25 protein-coding genes are annotated in these 26,772 nt (G+C 71.5%); 9 read left to right on the top strand and 16 right to left on the bottom strand.

Translation table 11 applies throughout. The annotated features are described in order from the left end of the window. Nucleotides 1-14: 14 nt before the first annotated feature. Genes ACYQ1L_RS03875 through ACYQ1L_RS03865 form a run of 3 tightly spaced genes read right to left on the bottom strand, consistent with a single transcriptional unit; the run spans nucleotide 15 to nucleotide 3,306 of the window. On the bottom strand, nucleotides 15-1,208 hold the full coding sequence (locus ACYQ1L_RS03875; protein WP_460002945.1) for a sensor histidine kinase: 1,194 nt from the start codon (nucleotides 1,206-1,208) through the stop codon (nucleotides 15-17). 32 nt (nucleotides 1,209-1,240) lie between these two features. Continuing rightward, on the bottom strand, nucleotides 1,241-2,386 hold the full coding sequence (locus tag ACYQ1L_RS03870; protein WP_460002944.1) for an AMP-binding protein: 1,146 nt from the start codon (nucleotides 2,384-2,386) through the stop codon (nucleotides 1,241-1,243). A 2-nt stretch (nucleotides 2,387-2,388) separates the two neighbouring features. Then, nucleotides 2,389-3,306 (bottom strand): 1,4-dihydroxy-2-naphthoyl-CoA synthase, encoded by a 918-nt coding sequence (locus ACYQ1L_RS03865; RefSeq protein WP_460002943.1) that lies wholly within the window; start codon nucleotides 3,304-3,306, stop codon nucleotides 2,389-2,391. A 174-nt stretch (nucleotides 3,307-3,480) separates the two neighbouring features. Here ACYQ1L_RS03865 and ACYQ1L_RS03860 point away from each other — a divergent pair, with 174 nt between their 5' ends. Beyond that, complete coding sequence (locus ACYQ1L_RS03860) at nucleotides 3,481-4,464, top strand: o-succinylbenzoate synthase (RefSeq protein ID WP_460002942.1); 984 nt, start codon at nucleotides 3,481-3,483, stop codon at nucleotides 4,462-4,464. Nucleotides 4,465-4,476: 12 nt separating this feature from the next. Here the strand turns inward: ACYQ1L_RS03860 and ACYQ1L_RS03855 are convergent, their stop codons facing one another. Beyond that, the gene (locus ACYQ1L_RS03855; protein ID WP_460002941.1) at nucleotides 4,477-5,097 is read right to left on the bottom strand and encodes a TetR/AcrR family transcriptional regulator; all 621 of its coding nucleotides are present in this window, start codon (nucleotides 5,095-5,097) and stop codon (nucleotides 4,477-4,479) included. Between the two features lie 138 nt (nucleotides 5,098-5,235). On the opposite strand from ACYQ1L_RS03855, the gene ACYQ1L_RS03850 reads away from it, so the two are divergent. Together ACYQ1L_RS03850 and ACYQ1L_RS03845 are read left to right on the top strand one after the other, a co-directional pair. Then, a complete protein-coding gene (locus tag ACYQ1L_RS03850) occupies nucleotides 5,236-8,040 on the top strand; it encodes an MMPL family transporter (RefSeq protein ID WP_460002940.1) in 2,805 nt (934 codons plus the stop codon). Then, nucleotides 8,037-10,016: a YhgE/Pip domain-containing protein gene (locus ACYQ1L_RS03845; protein WP_460002939.1), complete on the top strand. Its 1,980-nt coding sequence runs from the start codon at nucleotides 8,037-8,039 to the stop codon at nucleotides 10,014-10,016. Before ACYQ1L_RS03850 ends, ACYQ1L_RS03845 begins: the two co-directional genes overlap by 4 nt. A 185-nt stretch (nucleotides 10,017-10,201) precedes the next feature. On the opposite strand, the gene ACYQ1L_RS03840 is transcribed toward ACYQ1L_RS03845, so the two are convergent. The 7 genes from ACYQ1L_RS03840 to ACYQ1L_RS03810 all read right to left on the bottom strand — a co-directional run bounded on the left by ACYQ1L_RS03840 (nucleotide 10,202) and on the right by ACYQ1L_RS03810 (nucleotide 18,300). After that, nucleotides 10,202-11,380: an SLC13 family permease gene (locus tag ACYQ1L_RS03840; RefSeq protein WP_460002938.1), complete on the bottom strand. Its 1,179-nt coding sequence runs from the start codon at nucleotides 11,378-11,380 to the stop codon at nucleotides 10,202-10,204. 58 nt (nucleotides 11,381-11,438) lie between these two features. Next, complete coding sequence (gene ccsB, locus ACYQ1L_RS03835) at nucleotides 11,439-12,431, bottom strand: c-type cytochrome biogenesis protein CcsB (RefSeq protein WP_460002937.1); 993 nt, start codon at nucleotides 12,429-12,431, stop codon at nucleotides 11,439-11,441. A gap of 9 nt (nucleotides 12,432-12,440) precedes the next feature. Continuing rightward, on the bottom strand, nucleotides 12,441-14,222 hold the full coding sequence (resB, locus tag ACYQ1L_RS03830) for a cytochrome c biogenesis protein ResB (protein ID WP_460002936.1): 1,782 nt from the start codon (nucleotides 14,220-14,222) through the stop codon (nucleotides 12,441-12,443). Nucleotides 14,223-14,259: 37 nt separating this feature from the next. Further along, nucleotides 14,260-15,021 carry a cytochrome c biogenesis CcdA family protein gene (locus ACYQ1L_RS03825; protein WP_460002935.1) on the bottom strand — a complete coding sequence of 254 codons (762 nt, stop codon included), beginning with the start codon at nucleotides 15,019-15,021 and terminating at the stop codon, nucleotides 14,260-14,262. A gap of 10 nt (nucleotides 15,022-15,031) precedes the next feature. Continuing rightward, nucleotides 15,032-15,706: a TlpA family protein disulfide reductase gene (locus ACYQ1L_RS03820; RefSeq protein ID WP_460002934.1), complete on the bottom strand. Its 675-nt coding sequence runs from the start codon at nucleotides 15,704-15,706 to the stop codon at nucleotides 15,032-15,034. 89 nt (nucleotides 15,707-15,795) lie between these two features. Continuing rightward, nucleotides 15,796-16,806 (bottom strand): 1,4-dihydroxy-2-naphthoate polyprenyltransferase, encoded by a 1,011-nt coding sequence (locus ACYQ1L_RS03815; protein WP_460002933.1) that lies wholly within the window; start codon nucleotides 16,804-16,806, stop codon nucleotides 15,796-15,798. 174 nt (nucleotides 16,807-16,980) lie between these two features. Then, nucleotides 16,981-18,300, bottom strand: a complete 1,320-nt coding sequence (locus ACYQ1L_RS03810) for an aminotransferase class I/II-fold pyridoxal phosphate-dependent enzyme (RefSeq protein WP_460002932.1) — start codon at nucleotides 18,298-18,300, stop codon at nucleotides 16,981-16,983. 202 nt (nucleotides 18,301-18,502) lie between these two features. On the opposite strand from ACYQ1L_RS03810, the gene ACYQ1L_RS03805 reads away from it, so the two are divergent. From ACYQ1L_RS03805 to ACYQ1L_RS03795, 3 genes are read left to right on the top strand one after another with little or no spacing between them, the layout of a single operon-like run. Continuing rightward, on the top strand, nucleotides 18,503-19,555 hold the full coding sequence (locus ACYQ1L_RS03805) for a DUF222 domain-containing protein (protein WP_460002931.1): 1,053 nt from the start codon (nucleotides 18,503-18,505) through the stop codon (nucleotides 19,553-19,555). Continuing rightward, nucleotides 19,549-19,926, top strand: coding sequence for an HNH endonuclease signature motif containing protein (locus tag ACYQ1L_RS03800; RefSeq protein WP_460002930.1), 378 nt, complete (start codon nucleotides 19,549-19,551; stop codon nucleotides 19,924-19,926). The genes ACYQ1L_RS03805 and ACYQ1L_RS03800 overlap by 7 nt, the downstream gene beginning before the upstream one ends. Further along, the gene (locus tag ACYQ1L_RS03795; RefSeq protein ID WP_460002929.1) at nucleotides 19,907-20,299 is read left to right on the top strand and encodes a hypothetical protein; all 393 of its coding nucleotides are present in this window, start codon (nucleotides 19,907-19,909) and stop codon (nucleotides 20,297-20,299) included. Before ACYQ1L_RS03800 ends, ACYQ1L_RS03795 begins: the two co-directional genes overlap by 20 nt. A gap of 52 nt (nucleotides 20,300-20,351) precedes the next feature. Here the strand turns inward: ACYQ1L_RS03795 and ACYQ1L_RS03790 are convergent, their stop codons facing one another. From ACYQ1L_RS03790 to ACYQ1L_RS03780, 3 genes are read right to left on the bottom strand one after another with little or no spacing between them, the layout of a single operon-like run. Then, a complete protein-coding gene (locus tag ACYQ1L_RS03790) occupies nucleotides 20,352-20,750 on the bottom strand; it encodes a hypothetical protein (protein WP_460002928.1) in 399 nt (132 codons plus the stop codon). 51 nt (nucleotides 20,751-20,801) lie between these two features. Continuing rightward, on the bottom strand, nucleotides 20,802-21,284 hold the full coding sequence (locus tag ACYQ1L_RS03785; RefSeq protein ID WP_460002927.1) for a hypothetical protein: 483 nt from the start codon (nucleotides 21,282-21,284) through the stop codon (nucleotides 20,802-20,804). A gap of 37 nt (nucleotides 21,285-21,321) precedes the next feature. After that, nucleotides 21,322-21,774 carry an Lrp/AsnC family transcriptional regulator gene (locus ACYQ1L_RS03780; RefSeq protein ID WP_460002926.1) on the bottom strand — a complete coding sequence of 151 codons (453 nt, stop codon included), beginning with the start codon at nucleotides 21,772-21,774 and terminating at the stop codon, nucleotides 21,322-21,324. A 72-nt stretch (nucleotides 21,775-21,846) separates the two neighbouring features. Between ACYQ1L_RS03780 and ACYQ1L_RS03775 the strand changes: the two genes are divergently transcribed. After that, nucleotides 21,847-23,274 (top strand): DUF6421 family protein, encoded by a 1,428-nt coding sequence (locus ACYQ1L_RS03775; RefSeq protein ID WP_460002925.1) that lies wholly within the window; start codon nucleotides 21,847-21,849, stop codon nucleotides 23,272-23,274. Between the two features lie 139 nt (nucleotides 23,275-23,413). Continuing rightward, nucleotides 23,414-24,115, top strand: coding sequence for an SDR family NAD(P)-dependent oxidoreductase (locus ACYQ1L_RS03770; protein ID WP_460002924.1), 702 nt, complete (start codon nucleotides 23,414-23,416; stop codon nucleotides 24,113-24,115). A 13-nt stretch (nucleotides 24,116-24,128) separates the two neighbouring features. Here the strand turns inward: ACYQ1L_RS03770 and ACYQ1L_RS03765 are convergent, their stop codons facing one another. Then, entirely contained in the window at nucleotides 24,129-24,797 is a 669-nt protein-coding gene (locus tag ACYQ1L_RS03765) for a TMEM175 family protein (protein WP_460002923.1), read from the bottom strand. A gap of 143 nt (nucleotides 24,798-24,940) precedes the next feature. Here ACYQ1L_RS03765 and ACYQ1L_RS03760 point away from each other — a divergent pair, with 143 nt between their 5' ends. Then, nucleotides 24,941-26,008 carry a threonine aldolase family protein gene (locus tag ACYQ1L_RS03760; protein WP_460002922.1) on the top strand — a complete coding sequence of 356 codons (1,068 nt, stop codon included), beginning with the start codon at nucleotides 24,941-24,943 and terminating at the stop codon, nucleotides 26,006-26,008. A 50-nt stretch (nucleotides 26,009-26,058) separates the two neighbouring features. On the opposite strand, the gene ACYQ1L_RS03755 is transcribed toward ACYQ1L_RS03760, so the two are convergent. Then, entirely contained in the window at nucleotides 26,059-26,685 is a 627-nt protein-coding gene (locus ACYQ1L_RS03755; protein ID WP_460002921.1) for an NUDIX hydrolase family protein, read from the bottom strand. Nucleotides 26,686-26,772 lie beyond the last annotated feature (87 nt).

The raw sequence follows: 26,772 nt of genomic DNA, 5'->3' as shown, positions 1-26,772 counted from the left end.
GAGTCTGTCATCCGTCACGCCGCGACCGGTGCGACCGGGAGCGCGGCGCGCACGACGAAGGCCCCGTCCTCGGGCTGCGCGCTGAAGGTGCCGCCGACGAGCTGGGCGCGCTCGCGCATGCCGATGAGGCCGTGCCCGTCGGGTGACGCCTGCCGGGGCGCCGGGGGAACCGCGTTGCGCACCTCGAGGTGCACCGCGTCGGCGTACCAGCTCAGCCGCACGTCGACGTCGCCTGCGCCGTGCCGGATGGCGTTCGTCAGCGCCTCCTGCAGGATCCGGTACACCGCCAGCTGGATCGAGGCGGACGGCTCCCCGGGCGGGGTCGGGTCGACGGTGACCCGCGGCTCGACCCCGGCGGCGCGCACCTGCGCGTAGAGGGTCTCCAGGTCGGCGAGCGTCGGCTGCGGCCCCTCCCCCTCGCTGTGCCGGAGCTGCGCGAGAAGCAGCCGCACATCGGAGAGGGCCGCCCGCGCGGTCTGCCCGATCGTGGTGAGGGCCGCCGTCGCCTGCGCCGGGTCGGCGGCCGCGGCGTACCGGGCGCCGTCGGACTGCGCGATCACCACGGCCAGGGAGTGCGCGACCACGTCGTGCATGTCACGGGCGATCCGCACCCGCTCCTGCTCGGCCATGGCGATCGCCTCGGCGCGCACCTGCGCCTCCCTGGTGCTGCGTCCCCGCAGCACCAGCCGCCAGAGCACACCCGCACCCCAGGCCATCACCAGGGTGAGCACGGAGACGGCTCCGAGGAGGCCGGCCAGGACGGCCACCCTCAGCCCGGTCGCCGCGTCCTGGATGAGGTCCTGCTCGTTGACCAGCGACATGTACAGGCCCGCGATGAGCCCGCCGCCGAGCGCGGACCCGCCGCCGAGCCACAGCAGTCGCATCGATCCCCACGCCGAGGTCGCGAACAGCACGCCGAGGATCGCGAGATCGTAGGCGCCCGGCGAGAAGCCGCACGCCATCTGCAGCAGCGCGCCGACCCAGGCCACGATCAGGGCGAGCGGGGGCGCGATCCGGCTGATCGCGGCGGCGCCCCAGAGGATCACCGCGACGAGCAGCACGAGCGCGTACGAAACGATGCCGTCCGGGACCCAGCGGCTCATGGTGCCCGCGGCGAAGGCGAAGGTCAGCGGCAGCGTCAGCAGCAGCCCGACGGCGCTGCCCACGATGTCGAACAGGAGCCAGAAGCGCGGGACGGGGCGAAGCACTCCCTCACGGTACGCGACCGGATCCGGCTTCCTCATCCGCCGGGAGATGTATCCCTGGCACTGCGCGCGCCGGCGAGGGCGGCGATCGCGCGACGGTCGGGCTTGCCGGAGGGCAGCACGGGAAGCTCGGCGAGCATCAGGATCCGGGCGGGGCGTGCGGGCGCCCCCACGTCGGCCGCGACCCGGTCGCGCGCGGCGGCCAGCAGCGCCTTCGCTGCGTCGTCCGGCCCCGTGGCGACGATCGCCGACGCCTGACCCCAGCGCGCGTCGTCCACGGCGACGACCACGGCACCCTCGAGACCCGGCACCGCGTGCACGGCATGCTCCACCCGGTCGAGGGAGACGTTGATGCCGCCCGACACGATCACGTTGTCGGTCCGGCCGGTCACCGTGACGCGGCCGCCGGCGACCGTTCCGGCGTCGCCGCTGCGGTACCACCGTGCTCCGATCGTGTCGGTGACGAACACGCGTGCGGTCAGCTCCGCGTCGCCCAGGTACCCGTCGGCGAGAGTGGGCCCGGTGAGGCGGATCTCACCGTCGACGGAGACGGCCTCCACGCCGTCCAGCGGAACGCCGTCGTACACGCAGCCGCCCGCGGTCTCGCTGGATCCGTACGTGCGCACGATGCGCGCGCCGGCATCGGCTGCGCGTTCGCGCAGGGCCGGCGACAGCGCCTGCCCGCCGATGAGCAGCGCCTCGTAGGAGCCGAGTGCGGCGCGCACGTCGCCGTCGTCGGCCGCGTCCAGCAGGGTCGCCAGCTGCGCCGGCACCAGCGAGGTGTACCGGGGCCCTGCACCGAGCTCGCGGGTCCCCGCGACGAACGACGCCGGCGTGAACCGTCCGTCCAGCGCCACCGGCTCCGTGCCGGCAAGGTGCGCGCGCACGAGCACCTGGAGCCCGGCGACGTAGCCCGCGGACAGCGCGAGCAGCCAGCGGCCCGATCCGATGCGCTGCGCGGTCGCCGCCGCGCTCGCGCGCAGGGCTCCGGCGGAGAGCACGACCCGCTTCGGAACGCCGGTGGATCCCGATGTCGCGATGACCGCCGCCGTGCCCTCCGGCACGACATCCCCGGATCCGGGCACGAAGCCGAGCGCGAGCGGGGCCGTGCCGTCGATCGCCGCCGGCACCGCCCGGTGCACGGCGCGAGGATCCTCGCCGACGAGGGGCAGGAGTTCCATGCTCAGTAGTGCCAGGGGTACGGAGACCAGTCGGGCTCGCGCTTCTCGAGGAATGCGTCGCGGCCCTCGACCGCCTCGTCCGTGCCGTAGGCCAGACGCGTCGCCTCGCCCGCGAACACCTGCTGGCCGACCAGACCGTCGTCGACCGCGTTGAAGGCGAACTTGAGCATGCGGATCGCGGTGGGCGACTTCGTGAGGATGGTCCGGGCCATCGCGATCGCCTCCCGCTCGAGCTCGGCATGCGGCACGACCCGGTTCACCGCGCCCGCCTGCATCGCGCGCTCGGCGGAGTACTCCTCGGCGAGGAAGAACACCTCGCGGGCGAACTTCTGTCCGGTCTGGCGTGCCATGTACGCGGATCCGTACCCGGCATCGAAGGATCCGACGTCGGCATCGGTCTGCTTGAACCGGCCGTGCTCGGCGCTCGCGATCGTCAGATCGCACACGACGTGCAGGGAGTGCCCGCCGCCGGCCGCCCACCCCGGGACCACGGCGATGACGACCTTCGGCATGAAGCGGATGAGCCGCTGCACCTCGAGGATGTGCAGCCGGCCGGCGCGCGCCTGCGCCTCCGCCGGCACCGCCGTCTCGTCGTCCGAGTACTTGTACCCGTCGCGGCCGCGGATGCGCTGGTCGCCGCCCGAGCAGAACGCCCAGCCGCCGTCCTTCGGGCTCGGGCCGTTGCCGGTCAGCAGCACCACGCCGATCCGCGGATTCTGACGCGCCTCGTCGAGCGCCCGGTACAGCTCGTCGACCGTGTGCGGCCGGAAGGCGTTGCGCACCTCCGGGCGGTCGAAGGCGATCCGGGCGATCCGCCCGTCGTTCGAGACGTGCGCGGTGATGTCGGTGTACTCGCCTGCGCCGGGAGCGAGGGTCCACTCGGCGGGGTCGAACAGGTCGGAGACGGGCTTCTCGGTCACGGCCTCCAGCCTATTCCCGGTCGTGATCCCGCCCCGACCCCTGCGACGATCTGCACACCTCGTCACGATCTGCACACGGATCCACGCCGACACCTGTGCGGATCGTCGCATCCTGTGCGGATCGTCGCAGCCGAGGAGCCCGAGGCGCGCGCTCCGCGGGTGCATGATGGGGGCATGACGGACCTGCCCGCCCTCGCCGAGATCCTCGACACCGCACGGGTGGTCGCGCTGCCGATGCACACCCGGTTCCGCGACGTGGACGTACGGCAGGCGCTGCTGTTCGAGGGGCCCGAGGGGTGGGCCGAGTTCTCGCCGTTCGTCGAGTACGGCGATGCCGAGGCCGCGACCTGGCTCGCCGCCGCGATCGCCGACGCCTGGCATCCGCGACCGGCCGCGCTGCGCGACCGGATCCCGGTCAACGCCACGGTTCCGGCGGTGCCGGCCGACCAGGTGCCGGCCGTGCTCGCGCGCTTCGACGGGTGCCGGACGGCGAAGGTCAAGGTCGCGGAGGCGGGGCAGGCGCTCGCCGACGACGTCGCCCGCGTCCGCGCGGTCCGGGCGGAGATGGGACCGGAGGGGCGGATCCGGGTCGACGCGAACGCCGGCTGGAACGTCGACGAGGCCGAACGCGCGATCCACGCCCTCGCACCGTTCGACCTGGAGTACGTCGAGCAGCCGTGCGCGAGCATCGCCGAGCTCGCCGAGCTGCGCGAGCGCACCGCCTATCTCGACATCCCGATCGCGGCCGATGAGAGCGTGCGCAAGGCGACGGATCCGCTCGCGGTCGCCAGGGCCGGCGCCGCCGACCTGCTGGTGATCAAGGCGCAGCCGCTGGGCGGGATCCGCCGAGCGCTCGAGATCGTCGCCGACGCCGGCCTGCCCGCGGTCGTCTCGAGCGCACTCGACACCGCCGTCGGACTCTCGCTCGGAGCCGCCCTCGCCGCTGCGCTGCCGACGCTCGACTACGACTGCGGCCTCGGCACCGCCTCGCTCTTCGCCGATGACGTCGCCGACGCCCGCCCGCGCGACGGCGCCGTGTCCGCTGCCCGCGTCACGCCGGATCCCGCCGCGCTGGAGCGCTTGCAGGCGTCCACCGAGCGCCGGGACTGGTGGATCGATCGGCTGACGCGCTGTCACGCGGTGCTGGCGCAGCGCTGACGCACGTGCTGCTCAGCCGAGCAGCAGGGACACCAGCCGGCCGAGTTCGGCGCTGCCGGTGCGGCGCAGCTGCGCGTCGTCCAGGCCCGCCATCGCACCGCGCACGCTCATGCCCTCCCAGACGATGAGGAGCATCCGCGCGGCGATCTCGGGCTCGAGCCGCAGCGACATGGTGCCGCTCGCGACGATGTCGTCGATGATGCGGGCGATGCCGGCGACCATCTCCTGCTCCTGCTTGAGGTAAGCGGCGCCCCAGGCCGGGTCGCGCAGCGCCCGCAGCCGGATCTCGCTGAGCAGCATGACGCCCAGGCGGTCGTCGCTGCCCGAGTCCATGACCTGCTGCACGAGCGTGGTGGCGTCGCAGTCCTGCGCGAGCGCACCGGACTCGGTCAGCTCCGCGACCCGCGCCCGCACGGCCGCCAATCGTTCGGCGCCCACGGTGCTGGCGAGCTCGAGGAACAGCTCGTCCTTGGACTCGAAGTTCGAGTAGAACGCGCCCCGCGTGAAACCGGCGCGCTCACAGACGGCCTCGACGGTCGCACCGTCCAGCCCCGCCTCGGCGAACACCAGCGCCGCCGCCTCGAGCAGCCGCGCCCGCGTGTTCTCCCGGCTCCTGGTCGCACTGCCGGTCATCCGCACCTCCGTCATCGCGCGCCGCTGCGCGATTCACATCCCGCGCACAGATTATCCCGCGCTCGTCGTTCTACGATACATTCACGTATCGAATACACAAGTGTATCGAACTCGACTCGCGCAACCTCGGAGGAACCCGTGTCCACACTGCTCTCCTCGCTCGGACGCTGGTCGTTCCGTCACCCCTGGCGCGTGCTCGTGGCCTGGCTGCTCGTGCTGGGCATCGCCGGGGGCGCGGCACTCGCCCTGGGCAAGGGCACCGACAACACGTTCACGATCCCCGGCACCGAGTCTCAGGCGGGGCTCGAGCAGCTGGAGCGCACCTTCCCGCAGGTGAGCGGCACGAGCGCGCAGTTCATCGTCGTCGCCGCCCCCGGCGATCGGGTCACGGACGCGGACTACAAGGATCCGATCTCGCGGACCGTGAAGGAGCTCGGCGACGTGCACGGCGTGCTGGCCGCGACGAGCCCGTACGACGAGCACGTGACGGGCATGGTGAGCGACGATCGTTCTGCGGCGATCGTGCGGATGCAGTTCGACGGCCAGGCGTCCGACGTCTCCGCCGCCACCAAGGACACTCTGCGCACGGCCGTGAGCGAGCTCGAGAAGGAGCTGCCGGACGGATCCCGCGCGGTCATCGGCGGCGATCTGTTCTCGATGTCGATCCCCGCGATCTCGATCACCGAGGCCGTCGGGCTCGTCGTCGCGCTGCTCGTGCTGATCGTCACCTTCCGCTCTTTCGTCGTGGCGGGGATGCCCCTGCTCACCGCGGTGCTCGGCGTGGGCGTCGCGATGGCGGCGATCTTCGCCGCCACGGCGTTCGCCCCGGTCTCCTCGACCACGCCGCTGCTCGCCCTCATGCTGGGGCTGGCCGTCGGCATCGACTACGCGCTGTTCATCACCGCGCGACATCAGGACCAGGTGCGCGCGGGGGTGGATCCGGAGGAGTCCGCATCGCGGGCCACAGGCACGGCCGGATCCGCCGTCGTCTTCGCCGGGATCACCGTGCTGATCGCCCTCATCGGGCTCGGCTTCGCCGGGATCCCCTTCCTCACGACCATGGGCATCGCTGCAGCGGCCGCGGTGCTCATCGCCGTGCTGATCGCGGTGACCCTGACGCCCGCGATCCTGGGCTTCCTGAAGGGGCGGGTCGCCGGCCGCGCCGTGCGGCCCCGTCGTCCTCGGAAGGGCGAGACGGAGGCGCGCCCGCGCCGCCGCTTCTCGGAGCGCTGGGTGACCGGCGTCACGAAGCATCCGGTGCTCGTCGCGATCGCCATCGTGCTGGGGCTCGGCGTCGTCGCCGTGCCCGCGACGAACCTGGCGCTCGCGCTGCCGAACTCCGGCGTGCAGCCGCAGGGATCCGAGGCGCGCGAGAACTACGACCTCACCGCGGAGCATTTCGGCCCGGGCTTCAACGGCCCGCTCATCCTCACCGGCACGATCGTCACGTCGACGGATCCGGTCGGGTTGATGAAGGACCTCGGCGACGCGGTCGGGAAGCTGCCCGGCGTGGCCGAGATCGCCCTCGCCACCCCGAACCAGACCGCCGACACCGGCATCGTGCAGGTGATCCCGACCACCGCCCCCGACGCGCCGGCGACCGCCGACCTGGTGCGCGAGCTGCGTTCGCACCACGACGAATGGCTCAAGAAGTTCGGCATCGACGTGAAGGTGACCGGCTTCACCGCGGTCGCGATCGACATCTCCGATCAGCTGGGCGCGGCCCTGCTGCCGTTCGGGATCTTCGTGATCGGCCTGTCACTCGTGCTGCTCACGATCGTGTTCCGCTCGATCTGGGTGCCGATCACCGCCGCGCTCGGCTACCTGCTCTCCATCGTGGCCGCGTTCGGCGTCGTGTCGGCCGTGTTCGAGTGGGGCTGGTTCGCCGACGCGCTGCACGTGGCGCGGGTCGGCCCGATCATCAGCTTCATGCCGATCATCCTCATGGGCGTGCTGTTCGGACTCGCGATGGACTACCAGGTGTTCCTGGTCTCCCGCATGCGGGAGGACTACGTGCACGACGTCGACTCCCGCAGCGACGACCGCTCGAAGCGTCGTGCCGCGGCCCTGCGCGCGGTGCGCAGCGGCTTCACGGGCTCCGCGAAGGTCGTCACCGCGGCCGGGCTCATCATGTTCGCCGTGTTCGTGGCGTTCGTGCCGGAGGGCGACTCGTCGCTCAAGCCCATCGCGCTGGGGCTCGCCGCGGGCATCGCGATCGACGCCTTCCTGGTGCGCATGACGCTGATCCCCGCGCTCATGGCGATCCTCGGCGAGCGCGCCTGGCGCATCCCCGCCTGGCTCGAGCGGATCCTGCCCAGCGTCGACATCGAGGGCGAGGCGGTCGAGCGCGAGCGGCACCTGGCCGACTGGCCCGGCGACGACTCCGTCGTGGCCTCGGACGAGCTCACCGTCCCGGGGGCCGTGCGGGGCCTCACCCTGCGCCTCCCCGCCGGTGCGGCGCTGGTGCTCACCGGCCGCAGCGACGTCGCGCGGCGCGCCGTGGCGCTCGCGATCGCCGCCCGCGTGCCCTCGGAGGGACGCCTGCGCGTCGCCGGGCACCTGCTGCCCGGACGGGCCGCGTGGGTGCGCGCGCACGTCGGATGCGTGCTCGTGGACGCCGCGTCGAACGCGCCGGCGGCCGCCGCCGATCCGCTGCGCGAGCTGCGCGACGCTCTGCACGGCCGCACCTCGCTCGTGGTGATCGACGGCATCGATCGTCTCACACTGGCGCAGACCGAGCAGGCGGCGGCCATGCTGCGCGACGCTGCACGGCGCGGCCCGCTGGCCGTGCTCGCCACCTCCGCCGACGCCTCCGCCGCCGCCCGCCTGCTCGCCGACGCGGGCTGGGCGGATCCGCAGACCCGCGATCTCGACGCGCCCCCGCCCTCGCCGGCGTCGGCTGCGCCCGCACCCACCACCGACCTGGACGAGGTGACCGCATGACGAACCGTCTGTCCGCACTGATCGAGCGCGCACGTTCGCACAAGCCGATCACGGCGCTCACCCTGATCGGGGTGCTCCTGCTGCCCGCGATCCTCGGCGGGGTCCTGGTCGCCGCGCTGCAGGATCCGACGCAGCGCCTCGACAGCATGACCGCCGCGGTCGTGAACGACGACGAGCCCGTCACCGTGAACGGGCAGCTCGCGCCGCTGGGCCGCCAGCTCTCGGCCGGGCTCGTGAAGGGCACCGGGAAGAAGGACGAGAACCTGACCTGGGTCGTCTCGAACGAGAAGGACGCCGCCGCGGGCCTCAAGGACGGCACCTACCAGGCGGTCGTGCGGATCCCGAAGGGGTTCTCCGCCGCCGCGGTCTCCGGCGGCAGCGCGGTTCAGGATCCCTCGAAGCCTGCGGAGAAGGCGACGATCTCGGTGACGACCGCCCCGCAGGCCCGTGCCGCGGACGGCCTGATCGCCAATCAGATCGCGGACACCGCTGCGGCGACCATGGGCACCGAGATCTCGAAGAGCACGATGAAGAACGTGCTCGTGGGCTTCAGCACGCTCGGGGACAAGATCGGCGAGGCGGCGGACGGCGCCGACAAGCTCGCGAACGGCGCGACCTCGGCCGCGACCGGCGCCGCAGCGCTGCCCGACGGCGCGACCAAGCTGGCGGACGGCGCGGGGCAGCTCGCCGACGGCGCCTCCCAGCTGTCCGACGGACTCGGCACCATCGCGAACGGCATCACGTCGGCGCAGACGGGCGCCAACCGGATCGGTGCGGGGCTTTCGCAGGGTGCGGACCAGCTGCAGGCGCAGGGGCTGGTGCCCGCGAAGCTGCAGGATGCCGCGAACAGCGCCGCGCAGGCGACCGCCGGCGTGAAGCAGGCCATGGACCAGCTCGAGCCCGGACTCGCCACGGCCAGCGGCATGTGCGATCCCGCGAAGCAGCCCGAGCTGTGCACGTTGCTGAGCCAGCTGTCTGCCGGGGCGACCGAGGCCAAGCCCGCCGCGGATGGCGCTGCACAGGCCGCAGCAGGAACCTCGGCGGGCCTCACTCAGCTCAACAGCGACGGCACCGCGACCCTGGCCGGCAAGCTCCGCGCCGCGGCCGATGGCGTCAACCAGCTCTCCTCCGGCCTCGGTGCACTCGCCGACGGCACGACGCAGAGCGCGACCGGTGCCGGAAGCCTCGCCACCGGCGCCTCGGGGCTGCAGTCCGGTGCGGCCCAGCTCGCCGACGGCGCCACCCAGCTCAGTACCGGGATCGGATCCCTCGCGACCGGCACGGCGAGCCTCGCCTCCGGACTCCACCAGGCGGCGGACTCCCTGCCGAAGCGCACCGACAGCGAGGCGTCGTCGCTCGCCGAGGTCGTCGCGGATCCGGTCAAGGCCGACACCTCGGGCGGCATGTTCGGCCCCACGGCCGTCCCGCTGCTCGCGGCGGTCGTGCTGTGGTTCGGCGGCCTGGTGTCGTTCCTCGTGATGCGCGCGTTCACGTCGCGCGCGCTCACCTCGCGCCGCCCCTCCGCGCTGCTCGCCCTGGGCGCGTTCGCGCCCGCGGCGGCGCTCGGGGCGGGACAGGGCCTGCTGGTCGCGCTCGTGGTGCAGATCATCGCCGACTACGACCCCGCGCGCTGGTGGGGCTTCGCCGGCGTCGCGGTGCTGGCCGGCGTGGCCTTCGCCGCCGTGAACCAGGCGCTCGTCGCCGTCCTCGGCGGGGTCGGCCGGTGGATCGCCGCGATCATCGGCGTCGCCGCGCTCGGCGCGGGGATCATCTCGACCCTGCCCGGATGGCTCGCGACGATCGCGGGCTTCCTGCCCACGTCCTCGGCCACGACCGCGCTTCTCGGCGATCAGGGCACCGGGTCCGCGATCGCGGCGCTCGTGGTGTGGACGCTGCTCGCGCTCCTCGCCACCACGCTCGCGGTGACGGCCCGGCGGACGACGAGCGCGAAGGCGGTGCTCGCGCTCGCGGCCTGATCCCGACCGGCAGGTGCGACCCCGCCTCCCCCGGGGTCGCACCTGTCGTTCTGCGCGGGTCCGATGCGGGGGCCGCACGGCGCCTCGCGCACGACGGCGGCCCGGGACGCGCATACCCGGACGCGCGTGCCCAGACGCCATACCCAGACGCCTGTACCCGGACGCGCCGCACCCGGATCGCCGGATCAGGCGACGATCGCGAGAGCGAGGGCGGCGGCGACCACCGTCGACGTCGCGGCCACGAGACCCCACAGCGCGAACCGCCCCCACGGCACGGACACCCCGAGCGCGGTGATCCGGTGATGCCAGAGCAGGATCGCGAGCGACGCCCACGGCGTCACGAGAGGGCCGAGGTTCACGCCGATGAGCAGGGCCATCAGCGCGACGGGATCGTGCGACGCGAGCGGCTCCAGCACGAGGTAGGCGGGGAGGTTGTCGATGCCGTTCGCGGCCAGAGCCCCGATGCCCGCCACTCGCAGCAGCTCCCCCACGCCGTGCCCGTTCGCCGCGAGCGGGGCGAGGAGCGCGGCGAGCCCGCGGGCGTGCGCCGCCTCGACGATCACGAACAGCGCGCCGGCGAGGCCGAGCGCCTGCCACGGCACGAGGCCGAGCCGCAGCGCCGGACGCCGCCGGAACGCGAAGAGCAGCACCAGGACGATTGCGGCCGCCGCAGCCGGGATCCACACATCGCGTACGAGCGCCAGCAGCGGCAGCAGCGCCACCAGCACCGCGGCGGACACCAGGAACAGCACCCGGTCGGTCGGCCGGGCTGCCGGCGGCGCCGTGTAGCGGCCCCACAGCGTGCGCCGGTGCGCGACCGTGAGGATCAGCACGGGCACGAGCACGCCCGCGAGCGCGGGCGCCCAGCTGAGGGCGAGGAACGCGCCAGGATCGGCCCCGATCCGCGAGGCGGCGAGCAGGTTGGTCAGATTCGAGACCGGCAGCAGCAGGGATCCGGTGTTGGCGAGCCACACCGTGGCGAGGGCGAACGGCAGCGGCGAGACGCCGACCCCCTGGGCGAGGAGCACCACGACCGGGGTGACGATCACCGCGGTCGTGTCCAGCGACAGGAAGACGGTGCTGACCACGGCGAGCAGGATCACCGCGCCCCACAGCGCGAGCACCCGCCCGCGGCCCCAGCGCGCCAGATGCTGGGCGACCACGTCGAACACCGCGGCGTCGCGGGCCAGCTCGGCGACGATTGTGATCGCGACCACGAAGCCGAGCACGGGGACCGTCCGCCCCGCCAGCGCTCCGACATCCGCGGCGGGCAGGATCCCGGTCGCCACGACCGCGATCGCGATGACCACGAGGGCGATCACGAGCAGCGCTCCCGGGCGGAGCCTGCGCGCGCCGGCGCTCACCGGCCGCACCTCGAACCGCGGGGCCTTCTCATGGCGACGCGCCGAGCGTCCCGGCGGTTCAGCTCAGACCCGAGTAGACGTGCAGGCCCTTGAAGAACAGGTTCACGATGGTGAAGTTGAACAGCACCGCCGCGAAGCCCACGATCGAGAGCCACGCCGAGCGGGATCCGCGCCAGCCGCGCGTCGCCCGCGCGTGGATGTACCCCGCGTAGAGCACCCAGATGATGAACGTCCAGGTCTCCTTGGTGTCGAAGCCCCAGTAGCGTCCCCAGGCGTCGTTCGCCCAGATGGATCCGGCGATCAGCGTGAACGTCCACAGGATGAATCCGACCGTCGCGAAACGGTAGGCGAGGCTCTCGAGCCGGTCCGCCGTGGGGAGCGTCGCGAGGAAGCGCGGGCCGGGCTTGGCGGCCTCGGCGAGGATCCGGGACTCGCGGCGGGCCTGCATGAGCTGGAAGACGCTCAGGGCGAAGGCCAGCGCGAAGAACGCCGTGCCGAGCGAGGCGACGAACACGTGGATCACCAGCCACACGCTCTTCAGCGGATCCGCCAGCGGCACGACCTGCGTGTAGAAGCCCGTGGCGGCGCCGCCGAGCAGCACCACGACCAGGCCCACGATGAACGTGCCCAGGTACTTCAGGTCGTACCAGATGTTCACCGCGATGTAGACGGCGATGATCAGCAGCGTGCCCGTCATGGAGAACTCGTACATGTTCGACCACGGCACCCGGCCCGCGGCGATCCCGCGGAGCACGACCCCGGCGAGGTGGAAGAGGAAGCCGAGCGTGGTGAGCGCCGTGCCGATGCGCGCCATGACGTAGCGCGGCGCGGGCGCCGTCGCCACATCGGCGCCGCGGCCGGACGCGGTGCCGCCGGTCGGGGCGGAGCCGCCCACGGCGGCCCCGACGAGCTCGCGCTCCGGCACGGCGACCTTGGCGTCGGCCGCCGCCTGGGAGCGCCGGGCGAGGTCGAGCGCGTACGCGATGAACGCAGCCGCGTAGATCGCGACGGCCGTCCAGATCGTCAGGATCGACATGGAGTCGAAGTTCATGGTGTCAGCCTACTTCCGCGGTTTTCCGCTGTCATCGGGCTCAGAGTCATGGCTGGTCTCCGCCGCCGCAGTGGTCCCGGCGGCGTCGAGCAGGCGGGCATGTCCGTCGCGCAGGTCGTCGACCGCCGCAGCCAGGGTCGGATCCTCACCGCGCGCGAGACCGGCGTACTCCAGGTGCACGGCCCCGTCGACGACGACGGCCTTCACCCACATCCGGCGGCGCGGCACGAACAGCGCCAGCACGAGTCCGAGTACGGCGAGCGCCGCGAACACGAGCACCCACTGCTCGGAGGGATCGTGGTGGATCTGCAGCGACACGTAGCGCTTCACCGACTGCGCGTAGTCCTTCGCCCCCTGCGGCGCCTCGTTCTCGAACGTGATGGTGCCCATGCCGTTCGGCAGGGCGGTGGTCTCCCCCGGCGCCAGCTCGATCGGCTTCACGCCGGTCTTGCCGCCGGTGAGCTGGGTCATCCCGGCCGTGTCGAGCACATACACCGATCGGGGCGTGCCGTCGTCGATGCCCAGGTCTCCGGCGTACACGTTGAGTGTGAGCGTCGGGTTGATCAGGGCCGGATAGACCGAGGTGAGCGCGCCGGTCGTCAGCGGTGCCGCGGTCGGATAGAAGAAGCCCTGCAGGCCGAGCTGCTGCGGCAGCCCGTCGGTGACCTTGACGATCCCGATCGACATCATGGTGCTGTTGTTCTGCGGCAGGAACGGGACGGAGTCGTGGTACACGACCTCGCCCTTCGCGTTCTTCACGGTGATCGTGGGCGCGTAGCCGTTGCCGAGCAGGTAGACCCGGTCCCCGGCGATCCCCAGCGGGTGATTCACCCGCACCGAGGCATCGTGCGGCTTCTGGCCGGGCTCCGAGACGGTGACGTTCGCGGAGAAGTCGCCGGCGAGGCCCGAGGACGGACTGCCCTGCTCGAACGGCTGATACGTGACGTCGAACGAGTCCAGCGTCATCCGGTAGGGCGCGAGGGCGTCGTCGGAGACGAACCGGCCGCGGTTCATCGACGAGTAGTCCAGCAGCGTGTTCACGAAGCTCGTGCCCTGCACGACCACCCGCTGCCCCGTGTAGGCGAAGCTGCCCCCCACGCCCACCGAGATCAGCACGCCGACGAGGGCGAGGTGGAACAGCAGGTTGCCGGTCTCCCGGGCGTAGCCGCGCTCGGCCGAGACCGAGAACCCGCGCTTGTCGTCATAGCGCTCCACGCGGTAGCGCAGCGCGCGCAGCTGCTTCTCCGCGATCGCGATCGCCTCGGCTGCGGCCGCCTGCGCATCGGATCCGGAGACCGTCCGCACCGCCCGGCGGTGATCGTCGAGCCGGGACAGGTGCACGGGGGTGCGGGGCGGGCGGGAGCGCAGCGCCTTGAAGTGGTGCTTGATGCGCGGGATCACACAGCCGACCAGCGACAGGAACAGGAGCAGGTAGATCGCCGAGAACCATGCCGACAGGTAGACGTCGAACAGCTGCAGCGAGTCCATGACCGGGAACAGATCCGGGTGGTCGACCTTGTACTGCGTGACGCCGTTCGGATCCGCCATCCGCTGCGGGAAGATCGAGCCGGGGATCGCCGCGATCGCGAGGATGAGCAGCAGCACGAGGGCGGTGCGCATGCTGGTGAGCTGCCGCCAGCCCCAGCGCAGCCAGCCGACCACCCCGAGGCGGGGCGATTCGATGCCGTCGCCGGATCCGTCGACGTGGTCGCTGGGGCGCAGCGGATCCGCCGCGCGCTCCTCGGCCGGTCGCTGAGCCTGTCGAAGCGTCTTCGGGTCGTTCTTCTTCACGTTCGGCCCCTGCGGGTCTCGGAGGGTCGCGGACTGGTCAGAGCGGGAGTTCGACACTGCCGACCACCGCCCCGATGCTCGACATGATCGCCTTCCAGATGCCTGTGACCATGAGCAGGCCCAGCACGATGAGCAGCGCGCCGCCGACGATGTTCACGACGCGCACGTGGCGGCGCAGGAACGACACCGACCGCGTCGCCCAGCCGAAGCCGAGCGCGACGAGCAGGAACGGCACGCCGAGCCCGAGCGAATAGGCCACGCCCAGCCACACGGCGCGGCTCACGTCGCCGACATTCACGGACAGCGCGACGATCGCCGACAGCGTGGGGCTCAGGCACGGGCTCCACCCGATGCCCAGCGCGATCCCGAGCAGCGGCGCGCCGATGAGCCCGGCCTTGCCCGACACGTTCATCCGGATGGTGCGCTGCGCGACGCCGAAGACGCCGATGAAGACGAGGCCCATCACGATGATGACCGCGCCGAGCACGCGCGTGATCACGTCGCCCCAGCGCAGCAGGAACACGCCGGCGGCGCCGCCGACGACCGCCATGAGGATGAACACCACGGTGAAGCCCAGGATGAACAGCAGCACGCCGAGCACCATCTGCCGACGGGTCGGCGCGTCGGTCGTCCCGTCCTGACGTCGGGCGGATCCGCTCACCGCACCGCCGACGAAGCCGAGATAGCCGGGCACGAGAGGCAGCACGCAGGGCGAGAGGAACGACAGGAGCCCGGCGAGCATGGCGACGGGCACGGCCGCCCAGAGCGCGCCGGTTCCGACGATGGCGTCGATGTTCACGACTGGGTGCTCACTTCTCGTCCAGCGCGTCCTGGACGAGGGTCTCCAGGATGGAAGCGGATCCGATCGGGCCGATCACGCGCGCCGCGACGCGGCCCTGCTTGTCGAGGACGAGGGTGGTCGGGGTGGCCTGGATCGAGGTGACCTCTGCGAAGGCGAGCTTCGCGTCGCCGGTGTTCACGTCGATGATGCTCGGATAGGTCACGCCGTACTTCTCGTTGAACGCGGAGGCTGTGCCGGGCTGGTCGTAGGTGTTGACGCCCACGAACGAGACGCCCTTCCCGTCGAACTTCTGCCAGACGCTCTGCAGATCCTTCGCCTCCACGCGGCACGGGCCGCAGGCGGCGTACCAGAAGTTCACGACGGCGACGTCCCCCGCGATGTCCGTGCTGCTGAACTTCTTGCCGTTCTCGAGCGTGCCCCCGAACGTGACCGGCTTGCTGCGGTCGGCGGGCTTGATCTCCTCGACGCGCATGCCATCGGATCCGATGTAGCCCTTGTTGTCGCCGCTGCGGTACTGGTCGGCGACCGGATCGCTCGAGCAGGCGGCGAGCCCGCCGGCGAGCGCGGCGCCGATCACGATCAGGGCGCCTGCCTTCGCGATGCCGCGACGGATGCGACGCGTCCGTGAGTGATCAGATGCAGTCTCCGGGGGCGCGGACGGGCGCGACGAACTCAGAGGCATGCTCTGAATCCTACGAAAGGACTCTATGCACCTGGTGGGCGCAGCCTGGACAGCATGCTCCGCCGGCGCGCTGAAGCCCTCGCGCGGCGTCACACGGCCGGGGTGATGAAGGCCCAGAGCAGCGCCCCGGCGTACAGCAGCGTGCCGAGCGACGTGAGCGCGAGCGCGATCACCAGCTCCATCGGCTTACGGTACGCCCACACGATCACCAGGGCGGGCAGCACTGCGAGCAGGGCCAGCAGGCCGACCCACGCGACCGGATAGAACAGCGCCAGCAGCACGAGCCCCAGGAACGGCAGGATCACGAACAGCGTGTACAGGACCTGCGTGGCGCGCCGGCCGATCACGACGGTGAGGGTGCGCTTTCCGACGAGGCGATCCTGGTCGATGTCGCGGAGGTTGTTGGCCAGCAGCACGGCGCAGGCGAAGAGTCCGACCGCGACGGCCCCGATCCAGGCTTCTTGAGGCAGCTTCAGCGACTGCACCCACGTGGTGCCGAGCGTCGCGACGAGGCCGAAGAACACGAAGACGAAGACCTCGCCGAGCGCGTTGTAGCCGTACGGGCGCTTGCCTCCGGTGTAGAACCAGGCCGCCACGATGCACACCGCGCCGACCGCGATCATCCACCACTGCTGCGTGCGGATCACGATGCCCAGGCCGACGATCGCCGCAAGCGCGAAGAAGGCGAGGCCGGTGTACAGCACGCTCTTCGCGCTCACCCGGCCCGAGGCGGTGAGCCGGGCGGGGCCGACTCGGTGCGCGTCGGTGCCGCGCACGCCGTCGCTGTAGTCGTTCGTGAAGTTGACGCCGATCTGCAGGCACACGGCGACCGCGAGGCAGGCGAGCGCGATCACCCAGTGGAACTGCGGATCGCCGAGGCGTGCGGCGCCGGTGCCGACGAGCACGGGCGCGACGGCGAGGGGCAGGGTGCGCGGGCGGGCGGCGCCGATCCAGTCCCCCAGCGTGACCGGGCGCAGCTGCTCCACCGGGCGCTTGGCCGGGTTGCCGGACTTTCCGCGCGTCGCCGGGCGCGCGGACGCCGGGGCGGTCTTCTTGCTCTTGCCGTTCTTCGTGCTGCGGTTCGTGTTGCGGTTCGCCACGCCCGAATCCTAGCGGCGGCGGTTATGGCCCTCGCCGAGCCGCTCGCCCGGATCCGGCGTGCTTCGCGCTTCCAGCCCGCGAGACTGCAACTGAGCAACGAGACTGCAGCACCGTGTTGCAGTCTCGTCGTGTGGTTGCAGTCTCGCGGTCAGGGATCCGGATCCGCCGAGCCGTCAGCGGCGGCGGGCGTCGTCGATCGCGGCGCGCAGGTCGTCGGCGAGCGTGCGCAGCTCCGCGTCGTCGAGGGTGTGCGCGGTGAGCCGGATCTGCGGCGACGCCTCGTCCGGTTCGAGCAGGAACCCGCCGCCCGTGCGCACCAGCCAACCGCGGCGCATCATCGCCTCGGACACGGAGCGGGCGTCCACGCCGCACTCGACCCACACGTTGAGCCCGTCGTCGCCGCGCACCGTGATCCCTCGCTCGCGCAGCAGCGCGCGCAGGGCGTCGCCGCGTTCGGCGTAGTGCGCGCCGGCGCGCTCGAGCGCGGCGGGGGTCTCCGGGTGATCGAGCATGCCGACCGCGACGCGCTGCAGGATCCGGCTCACCCACGTCTTTCCCGGTGACAGCCGCGTGCGCAGCTGGGCGGCCGTGTCCGGATCCGATGCCAGCAGCGCGAGCCGCAGGTCGGGGCCCAGGAACTTCGACATCGAGCGCACCAGCGCCCAGCGCGGATGCCCCTCCGGGATCACCGAGTGATAGGGCCGTCGCGACAGCAGGGAGTAGTGGTCGTCCTCGATGATGAGCACGTGCGGCGCTTCGGCGAACACCGCGCGCAGCTCAGCCGCGCGTGCCGCGGTGAGGCTGATCCCCGTGGGGTTGTGCGCTCGGGGCGTGCAGACCACCGTGCGGGCGCCGGCATCGATCGCGGCGCGCAGGCCCGCGACGGTCATGCCCTCGTCGTCGAGCGGGATCCCGACCGGGCGGTACCCGCCGAGCCGGACGACGTTGATGCTGGACAGGAAGCACGGATCCTCGAGGCCCACCACGTCGCCGTGCGCCAGGGAGGCGACGAGCAGCCGCTCGAGTGCGTCGACCGCCCCTGACGTCACCGACAGTTCGAAGGGGCGCCCCGGCTCCGCCTCCTCGAGCCACGCCGTGGCCCAGGCCCGCAGGCCCTCGTCGATGAGGGCGTCGCCGTAGAGCGCCGGGGTGCGCAGGTCGACCTCGGCGAGCACGGGCAGCGGCAGAAGATCCGGATCCGGGTTGCCGCTGCCGAGGTCGCGCAGCACGGTCTCCGCCGCGAACCCCTCCTCCTCGGTGCGGAGGGGCTCGGTGACCACGGTGCCGCCGCGGCCGCGGCTCTCCACGGCGCCGGCCCGGGCGAGAGTCCGGTACGCCGCGGCGACCGTGTTGCGGTTCACGCCCAGGCGGTCGGCGAGGCCGCGCACGGTGGGCAGGCTCTCCCCCGGCGCGAGCACGCCGGACGCGATCAGGGCGCGGATGGAGTCGGCGATCTCGTGCGCCGTGCTGCCCTGGATCGCCGTGTCCGTCACGGACCCAGCCTATGGGCCCCGATCGACGCCGGGTCTCGTGACGTCCGAGGCGGGATCCGGTGGCGGATCTGACTGCCGTGCGCGCGTGATCGCGAGGATCTCCCGAGAGGCTCCTGCGTTGTGATGGAACTGTGATGTTTCTCAGATCTGATCTGGTACTTTTCCGGCCTGGAATGTCGGTGGCCCCGAGTTGAATGGGGGCATGACGAACGCAGTGGGCATGGTTCAGGATCCCGGGGTCGACCCGGTGGATCCGGTCGCTGTTCTGGCCATGGTCACGTCGGGTGTGGCGGCGACGGAGGCGTCGATCATCCGGTTGCAGGCGGTGCGGGACGCGCACCTGGCCGTCGCGCAACGCCTCGCGGAGGACCTCGCTTCGGCTTCCGGCCCGGTGCGGGGTGAGGCGGTGGATCTGGCCGCTCGCAGCGTGGCGGCCGAGTTGGCGGCGGTGCTGCACATGTCGGACCGGGTCGTGCAGGGGCGGATGGCACGCGCGGCAGAGCTGATGAGCCGGTACCCGATCACGATGCAGGCGTTCAGCAACGCGCGGATCAACACCGCGCATGTCCGGCTGATTCAGTACACGGCGGCGCGCCTCGATGATGAGGTGCGGGCGGAGTTCGAGCAGGCCGCGGTGGCCGCGTGCGAGGGTGAGACGCCGCATCGGGCGAAGCGGATCGTGGAACGCATCGCCGAACGGTTGACGCCGCGCAGCCTCACTGAGCGGCATCGGGAGGCGCAGGAGAAGCGGATCGTGTGGCGGGAGGAACTCCCCGACGGACAGAAGGCGCTGGGGATCGTGCACTCGGCGGCGGTGATCGACGGGATCTTCGACCGACTCACCCAACAAGCCCGCCTGCTGAAGACCGCCAACGCGAAGGCCGCGAAAGACGCCGCCGCGGGAACGGCCCCGGACTCGAGCGGTGTCGTCGATCCCGAAGGGATCGGCGATCCGGACGACGACCGCTCCCTCGACCAGCTGCGGGCCGACCTCTGCGCGGACACCCTCCTCACCGGCACCCCGTCCGGCCACGACACCACCGCCGGACTGCTGTCCGCGATCCAGGCGCGGGTGGAAGTCACGATCCCCGCATTCACGGCGATGGCACCCGACACTGGCACGCCCCACTCCTACCTGCGGTCGCCGTTCCGGGTCCGCACCGAACAGCCCGCCGAACTCGCGGGCGGGCAACCCATCGACACCGAGACCGCCCGCCTCCTCGCCGGCGGGCCGCGGCGTGGGAGCGGGTGCTGACCCATCCGGTGACAGGGGCGATCCTCGCCGTCGACCGGTACCGGCCCAACGCCGACCTGCGGCGGCTCCTCCATGCCAGGGATGCCCGGTGCCGGTTCATCACCTGCGGACTCCCACCCGTCACCCAGGACCTCGACCACACGATCGACGCGGCGTTCGGCGGCGCCACGGAGGAGGGAAACCTGGGCGGGCTCTGCCGACGGCACCACGTCCTGAAACACCAGACCGAATGGAAGGTGAAACAGCTCGGCGCCGGGGTCCTCGAATGGACGAGCCCGACCGGGGCGAGCTACATCGACAAACCACCCCCACCGGTGACCTTCACCATCCACGAACCGGATCCACCACCCGATGAATCCGCCCCGTTCTGACACCGAGGCTTCTGTCACCGAGGCGGTGACGCGCTCTGAAAGACTGCCCACCATGAGCGAGCGGCCTGAGATCGTCTGCATCTGCGGTTCCACCCGGTTCGTCCAAGAGATCCGTGCGGCGAATCGCGAGCTGACTTTCGCGGGCTTCATCGTCCTCGCACCAGAAGAAGCGGACACGACCATCTCGAACGAACAGAAGACGCTGTTGGGCGCGCTGCACCTCTCGAAGATCGACCTGGCCGACAGAGTCCTGATCGTCAACCCCGGCGGGTACGTCGGAGAGTCGACCCGCAGGGAGATCTCGTACGCCCGCGCCGCAGGAAAGCCCGTCTCGTTCACCGACCCATGGGCTGACGAGAATCAGGCGCCGTAAGAAGCCTGACGAACCACGAGCGCGCGGCGAACCACTTCAGGAAGTCGAGAACTCACGAAGATGCCGATTCTCGGCCTGCACTCGCGCGGTGCGCGAACACGGCCTGGACGATCGGATCGATCACTTCGCGCAATTCGCTCGTGGCTCCTCGGTCGGTGAGACATGCGGTCAGCGCCCGCTTCGCCGCCGGCCGGTGGACGTCATCCGCTAGCTCGAACGCAAGGACATCGAAGTCCCGCTCGTCGTACCCGGGCACCGTTGCTCGCACACGCCCGATCTCAGGATCCTCACTCGTGACATGCAGGTAGGCGCGCAGCTCCGGATCGACGCCCGTGCCACCCACGTAGGCGACTTCGCCGGTGTCGACATCGATCCAGACGTAGAGCCAGGACCCGCTGTGCTGCACTCGCCCGTTGCGAACGGCCACGACACGCGGGGAGTTCGAGCTCATTCAGCCACCCTATTGGCCCCTCGCGAGCGTCGTCAGCCTCGTCCCCGGCGTCTAGTGCCCGCGGAGGTCGACGTCTGCGTGGAACCAGCTGGGCGGAGAGCCCCAGGCGTACACCACGTACTCGTCCGACCGACCGGACACTCCGACGAGGTCTCCCACCACGGCACTGTCGGACGCGCCGAGCTCGACAGACCGGGTCACCGCGATACCGGATCCGACCTCAGGCTGCCCCTCGTAGAACGAGACCACGGTCGCGGGCTCCGCCGCGCTGCGGATGAGCATCGCACCCACGTACTGCATGCCGTTGCCGTTGCCCACGAGCTTGCCCGCCTTCGACGCCACAGCCACGCGCTGCGCCCCCGGCGGCAGCGGCAGGGCCGACAGTCGATCCGCCACGGACCGCGCGGCGGCATCGTTCTGCAGCACGATCGTGGTGCACCCGCCGAGCATCAGCAGAAGCAGCCCGGAGAGGATGAGGACGAGAGCACCCGCGCAGCCGAGCCGGCGGCGCGGCGGCTTCTCCCCTCTATCCATCCCGACACGCTAGCGAACGAGGGGGGCGGATCGGCGGTCAGTCGACGGCCGGCACGATCGGTCGGTGCTCGTAGAACGTCTGCAGCACCACGGTGGTGCGGGTGCTGACGTTCGCGGCGAGGCGGATGTCGCGCACGAGCTGCTCCAGCGCGCGCGGGGAGGCGACCCGCACGAACAGCATGTAGCTCGCGTCGCCCGCGATCGAGTGGCACGCCTCGATGGCATCGAGGTGCTCGAGCAGCTCTGGCGCGTTGTCGGGCTGGGCGGGGTCGAGCGGGGTGATCTCGATGAACGCGGACAGCGGTTTGCCCACGGCCTCCGCGTCGATCACGGGCCGGTAGCCCGTGATCGCACCCCGCGACTCCAGGCGCTTCAGCCGCGACTGCACGGCGGACACCGACAGCCCCGCGGCCTCGGAGAGCTGCGCGAGCGTGGCGCGCCCGTCCCGAGAGAGGGCGGCGAGGATCGCGAGGTCGACAGGATCGTCCATGTCTGGAATAATACCTGAGACAAAGTCATATCGCAGGAATATTTCCTGCCGTTCCCCCGATCGGAGGTCCCGATGTCCCTCATCACCACCAGCAACGCTCTCATCGGCGAGCCCGAGGTCGTCGAGGACGCTTCCACCGCCGAGCAGTCCGCCGCCTGGAAGCTGCTCAAGGACGCCGCCATCGCGATGCGCCCGCTGCAGATCAAGGACGGATCCGTCCCGAACGCCGACGATCACGACGCCGCCCGCGCCCACGTCGCCGCGATCATCGCCGGCATCCGCGCGCTGACTCCCGCGTTCCCCCACGACGCCGAGTACCTCGAGGCCTCGGTCAAGGACTTCCAGCGCTGGGCCGACGAGGGCTTCGGCGTGCCCGACTTCCTCGACTCGCTCGTCGCGTTCCAGCCCCAGCAGCACCGCGTCGACGGGATCCGTCACCTCGTCGTGTTCCCGATGTACACCCAGAACGGCTCGAGCGACCGCCTCGTCGAGGCGCTCATCGTCGAGACCATCTGGCCCGAGTTCATCGCCGACCTGGAGGCGGGCGACTACGGCAACAAGCTGTTCGTGTCGCTGCGCCTGATCGACTTCACGCCCGGATACGACACCAACTCCGCCGTGCTGTTCCCCGAGACGGTCGCGATGCGCGAGATCCCCTCGTTCACCTGGGGCGCCATCTTCCAGGATCGCGAGGCCGCCCGCTACCGCCGCGTCGTGCGCGCCGCGAGCGAGATCACGAACCTCGAACTGCCCGAGCGCGCCGCCGCCATGCTCGACGACCAGGAACTCGCCGAGAAGACGTTCGTGATGTGGGACATCATCCACGACCGCACCCACATGCGCGGCGACCTGCCGTTCGACCCGTTCATGATCAAGCAGCGGATGCCGTTCTTCCTGTACTCCCTCGAGGAGATGCGCTGCGACATGACCGCGTTCCGCGAGTCCGTGAAGATCGAGCGCGCCTTCGACGCCCGGATCGCGGCCGGCGAGCAGCTGACCGCGACCGAGCAGGAGATGCACGACTACGCGCACCTGGTGCAGTACGCCGTGATCTTCGACCGCATCTTCCGGTTCGCGATCACCGGCACCCGCGTGCGCAACTACGACGCCGTCGGCGGCCAGCTGCTGTTCGCGTGGCTGCACCAGCGCGGCGTTCTGCACTGGACCGACACCGCGCTCGCCTTCGACTGGGAGAACGTCCCGGACGCGGTCGTGGCGCTGGGCGACGCGATCGACGACCTGTACTGGCACTCGATCGACCGCCCGAAGACCGCGCACTGGCTCGCCGCCTACGACCTCGTCCGCGGCACCCTGACCCCGCACCCGGCCTCGCAGTGGGCCCGCGGCCTGTCCGACGAGATCCTCGCCGGCGCTCCCAAGGGCTACACCGACGCGGTTCTGGACGACGAGTTCCCGCTGTCGATGTTCTTCGAGACGCTCGACAAGAAGATGAAGCCGGTCATCGAGTCGACCGTCGGCATCCGCGGCACCGACGACTGACCAGGATCCGGATCCTGATCCGGCGCACGATGGCGGGAGACATCCCGGATGGATGCAGAATCGATCCGGGGTCTCCCGCCATCCGCCGTTCCGTCAGCCATCCGCTGAGGCGAGGCGGTCCGACACGAAGGAGCACCGCATGACCGTCGCAGGACGCACCGTCCTCCTCGCCGGGGCCACGAGCCCCTCGGGCCTCGTGATCGCGCGGGCCCTGCTCGCCGCCGGGGCGTGCGTGATCGCCGTCGGCAGGGATCAGGGCAAGCTCGACGCCCTCGCTGCCGCCGCGCGCCCGGCCACGGATGCCTCGGCCGGCTCCGGCACCGGCTCGATCCGCGTCGAGCGCTGCTCCCTGACGAACGAGGCCGAGGTCGCCGCCCTCGCCGACCGGCTCGCGGCCGACGGCGTACGGGTGGATGGACTGGTCCCGCTCGTCGGCGGCTGGCGGGGCGGCGGCGGCCTGGCCGGCCAGACCGAGGAGGACTACCGCGCGCTCGAGCAGGCGTTCACGGCCGTGCGGGTGACGAGCCGCGCCTTCGACGCGGATCTGCGCGCCTCCGAGGCCGGCCGGTTCGCGATCCTCTCCTCGACGGCCGTCGCACGACCGCTCGCCGGGGGCGCGAACTACGCCGCGGTGAAGGCCGCGAGCGAGGCGTGGACCCGCGCGGTCGCCCAGGGGTTCGCCAAGGCCGCGCGGGACACCGGGGAGCCCCTGCGCGCCGCCGCCGTAGTGCTCCGCGTGCGCAGCCTGGACGACGTGATCGGCGCCGTCGCCGCGCGCATCGTCGCCCTGTGGGACGAGGACGCGGCCGAGCTCAACGACCGCATCGCCGACGTGGCCTGACCCGGAGCCGCGCTCAGGCCGGTCGCCGTCGCCCTCCACGACGGCTGATGACCGCCTGCGCCGGGCCCGAGAGCAGCATGAGGAACATCGCGAAGTAGCCGATCGCCGGCACGAGAACGGCGACCGCGAGCGACAGCGCGAACAGGCAGCACAGCACGATCTCGACCGCGATTCCGTAGCGCAGCGCCGCTTCCTCGATGTCATGCAGTTCCGGATGCGCTCGGAGGTAGAGTCGCGTTCCGAGCAGCAGCAGGGCGGTCACGAGGAGAGTGCCGATGTAGAGCACCTTCTGGATGGCGTCCGTCGGCATGGATCCGAGCATCGCGGTGGGGACCGGCAGCCACACGATGGTGAACATCCAGGCCACCTGGAGCCAGACGAGGGCGTTCGTCGTGCGTTCGACCCGATCGAAGATGCGATGGTGCGTGATCCAGAAGGTGGCGATCAGCAGGAAGCTCATGGCGAAGCTGATGAGCTGGCCGTAGTCCTCCCGGAGGTACTCCGGCACGCTGCGGTGCTCCCTCCCCATCTCCACCACGCTCTCCATGAGCGGCAGGATGAGCAGCGTCATGGCGATCGCGACGACGGCGTCGATGAACGCCTTCAGCCGTTCCGCGGACAGGATCTGCGGATCCCTCCGCTCAGGGGTCGGGGGCTGCGGGTCGTCGGCTGCTCGGCTCACGCCTCGAATGCTCCCGTACCCACCGGGACGGGTCAAGGCGCCGCGCCCGCCCGTTCGCGCGCGCGATGCGCGGCACTGTCGTCAGCGTGTCGACGGGCAGCCGACGGCACGGGCCGGGGCACGCCGCCGAATAGACTTGATCGGTGAACATCGAGCACGACCCCGCGATCCGGGGCTTCGCATCCGACAACTACTCCGGCATCCACCCCGAGGTGCTCGCGGCGATCACGGCGGCCAACGGCGGCCACCAGATCGCGTACGGCGAGGATCTGTACACCGAGCGTCTGCAGGAGGTGTTCCAGCAGCACTTCGGCGAGGGTGTCGAGGCCTTCCCGGTGTTCAACGGCACCGGCGCGAACGTCACCGGGCTGCAGGCGATGCTGCCCCGCTGGGGCGCGGTGATCGCGGCATCGACCGCCCACATCAACGTCGATGAAGGCGGCGCCCCCGAGCGCATCGGCGGGTTCAAGATCCTGTCGGCGCCCACCGAGGACGGCAAGCTCACCCCCGAGCTCGTGGACCGCGAGGCGTGGGGGTGGGGCGACGAGCACCGCGCCCAGCCGCTGGTGGTCTCGATCACCCAGTCCACCGAGGTCGGCACCCTCTACACCGCCGACGAGATCCGGGCGCTCGCCGATCACGCGCACGAGCGCGGCATGAAGCTGCACCTCGACGGCGCGCGCCTGTCCAACGCGGCGGCCGCGCTCGATCTGCCGCTGCGCGCCTTCACCCGCGACGTCGGCGTCGACGTGCTGAGCTTCGGCGGCACCAAGAACGGCGCCATGCTCGGCGAGGCGATCGTGGTGCTCACGCCCGGGGCGGCGGACGGCCTCGTCTACTCCCGCAAGTTCAACATGCAGCTCGCCTCGAAGATGCGCTTCGTCTCGGCGCAGCTCATCGCGCTGCTCGAGGGCGACCTGTGGCTGCGCAACGCGCGGCACGCGAACGCCATGGCCCAGCGCCTGCGCTCGTCCCTCGAGGCCGGCATCGCCGACGGATCCATCCAGGGCGTCGGGTTCACCCAGCCGACCCAGTCCAACGGTGTCTTCGCGACGCTCCCCGACGGCGTCGCCGACCGCCTGCGCGAGACCTTCCGGTTCTACGACTGGGATGCGGCCCGCAACGAGGTGCGCTGGATGTGCGGCTTCGACACGGCCGAGGAGGACATCGACGCGCTGGTCGCGCTCGTCGCGCGGGAGACGAGCCGCTAGCCCGGATCCGAGCGGATCCGGATCCCGTCTGAGCGGATCCGGATACGATCTCAGCGCAGCAGGCCGAGGTGGGCGAGCGCCTGACGGATGAGCGTGCCGCGGCCGCCCTCCATCTCGGCGGCGAGCGCGTCGCTCGCGGCCTCCTCGGGGGTGAACCAGGTCACCTCGAGCGCGTCCTGGCGCGGCTCGCAGGTGCCCGTCACCGGCACGACGAAGGCCAGCGAGACGGCGTGCTGGCGGTCGTCGTGATACGCGCTGACGCCCGGGAGCGGGAAGTACTCCGCCACCGTGAAGGGCTGCGGGGACGGCGGCAGCATCGGGAACGCCATCGGGCCGAGGTCGTTCTCCAGGTGCCGGAACAGCGCGTCGCGCACGGTCTCGCCGTAGCGCACCCGCCCGGACACGATCGTGCGGGTGATCTCGCCGAGCGGCGTCGCGCGCAGCAGAATCCCGATGTCGGTGACCACGCCGGATCCGTCCGTGCGCACCGGCACCGCCTCGACGTAGAGCATCGGCAGCCGGCGGCGCGCCTGGGCGAGCTCGAAGTCGGTGAGCCAGCCGGGATTCGCTCCGCCGGAGGCGCCGAGGCCGCCGAACCCGGCGGGCAGCGCACTCGACAGCGCGTCGGGGAGGCCGTCGTCGTCGGCCGGATCGGGGTCGGGTGTGCGTACCGCCATGGTCCCTTTCTATCAGCGTCTCCCGTGGACGACGACGTGGCCGCGCCCATGGCCTCTCCCGCGACCACGGCCTCCCGGCCCGGCGAC

The sequence above is a fragment of the Microbacterium xylanilyticum genome, from assembly GCF_054654695.1.
This window is presented reverse-complemented; position numbering and strand designations above follow the sequence as displayed.

What these genes read in the sequence shown, in the direction of transcription:
- ACYQ1L_RS03870 (WP_460002944.1), bottom strand. Translation starts at nt 2,386, where the DNA reads ATGGAACTCCTGCCCCTCGTCGGCGAGGATCCTCGCGCCGTGCACCGG.
- ACYQ1L_RS03860 (WP_460002942.1), top strand. Translation starts at nt 3,481, where the DNA reads ATGACGGACCTGCCCGCCCTCGCCGAGATCCTCGACACCGCACGGGTG.
- ACYQ1L_RS03855 (WP_460002941.1), bottom strand. Translation starts at nt 5,097, where the DNA reads ATGACCGGCAGTGCGACCAGGAGCCGGGAGAACACGCGGGCGCGGCTG.
- ACYQ1L_RS03845 (WP_460002939.1), top strand. Translation starts at nt 8,037, where the DNA reads ATGACGAACCGTCTGTCCGCACTGATCGAGCGCGCACGTTCGCACAAG.
- ccsB (WP_460002937.1), bottom strand. Translation starts at nt 12,431, where the DNA reads ATGAACTTCGACTCCATGTCGATCCTGACGATCTGGACGGCCGTCGCG.
- ACYQ1L_RS03820 (WP_460002934.1), bottom strand. Translation starts at nt 15,706, where the DNA reads ATGCCTCTGAGTTCGTCGCGCCCGTCCGCGCCCCCGGAGACTGCATCT.
- ACYQ1L_RS03805 (WP_460002931.1), top strand. Translation starts at nt 18,503, where the DNA reads ATGACGAACGCAGTGGGCATGGTTCAGGATCCCGGGGTCGACCCGGTG.
- ACYQ1L_RS03795 (WP_460002929.1), top strand. Translation starts at nt 19,907, where the DNA reads ATGAATCCGCCCCGTTCTGACACCGAGGCTTCTGTCACCGAGGCGGTG.
- ACYQ1L_RS03790 (WP_460002928.1), bottom strand. Translation starts at nt 20,750, where the DNA reads ATGAGCTCGAACTCCCCGCGTGTCGTGGCCGTTCGCAACGGGCGAGTG.
- ACYQ1L_RS03785 (WP_460002927.1), bottom strand. Translation starts at nt 21,284, where the DNA reads ATGGATAGAGGGGAGAAGCCGCCGCGCCGCCGGCTCGGCTGCGCGGGT.
- ACYQ1L_RS03780 (WP_460002926.1), bottom strand. Translation starts at nt 21,774, where the DNA reads ATGGACGATCCTGTCGACCTCGCGATCCTCGCCGCCCTCTCTCGGGAC.
- ACYQ1L_RS03775 (WP_460002925.1), top strand. Translation starts at nt 21,847, where the DNA reads ATGTCCCTCATCACCACCAGCAACGCTCTCATCGGCGAGCCCGAGGTC.
- ACYQ1L_RS03770 (WP_460002924.1), top strand. Translation starts at nt 23,414, where the DNA reads ATGACCGTCGCAGGACGCACCGTCCTCCTCGCCGGGGCCACGAGCCCC.
- ACYQ1L_RS03755 (WP_460002921.1), bottom strand. Translation starts at nt 26,685, where the DNA reads ATGGCGGTACGCACACCCGACCCCGATCCGGCCGACGACGACGGCCTC.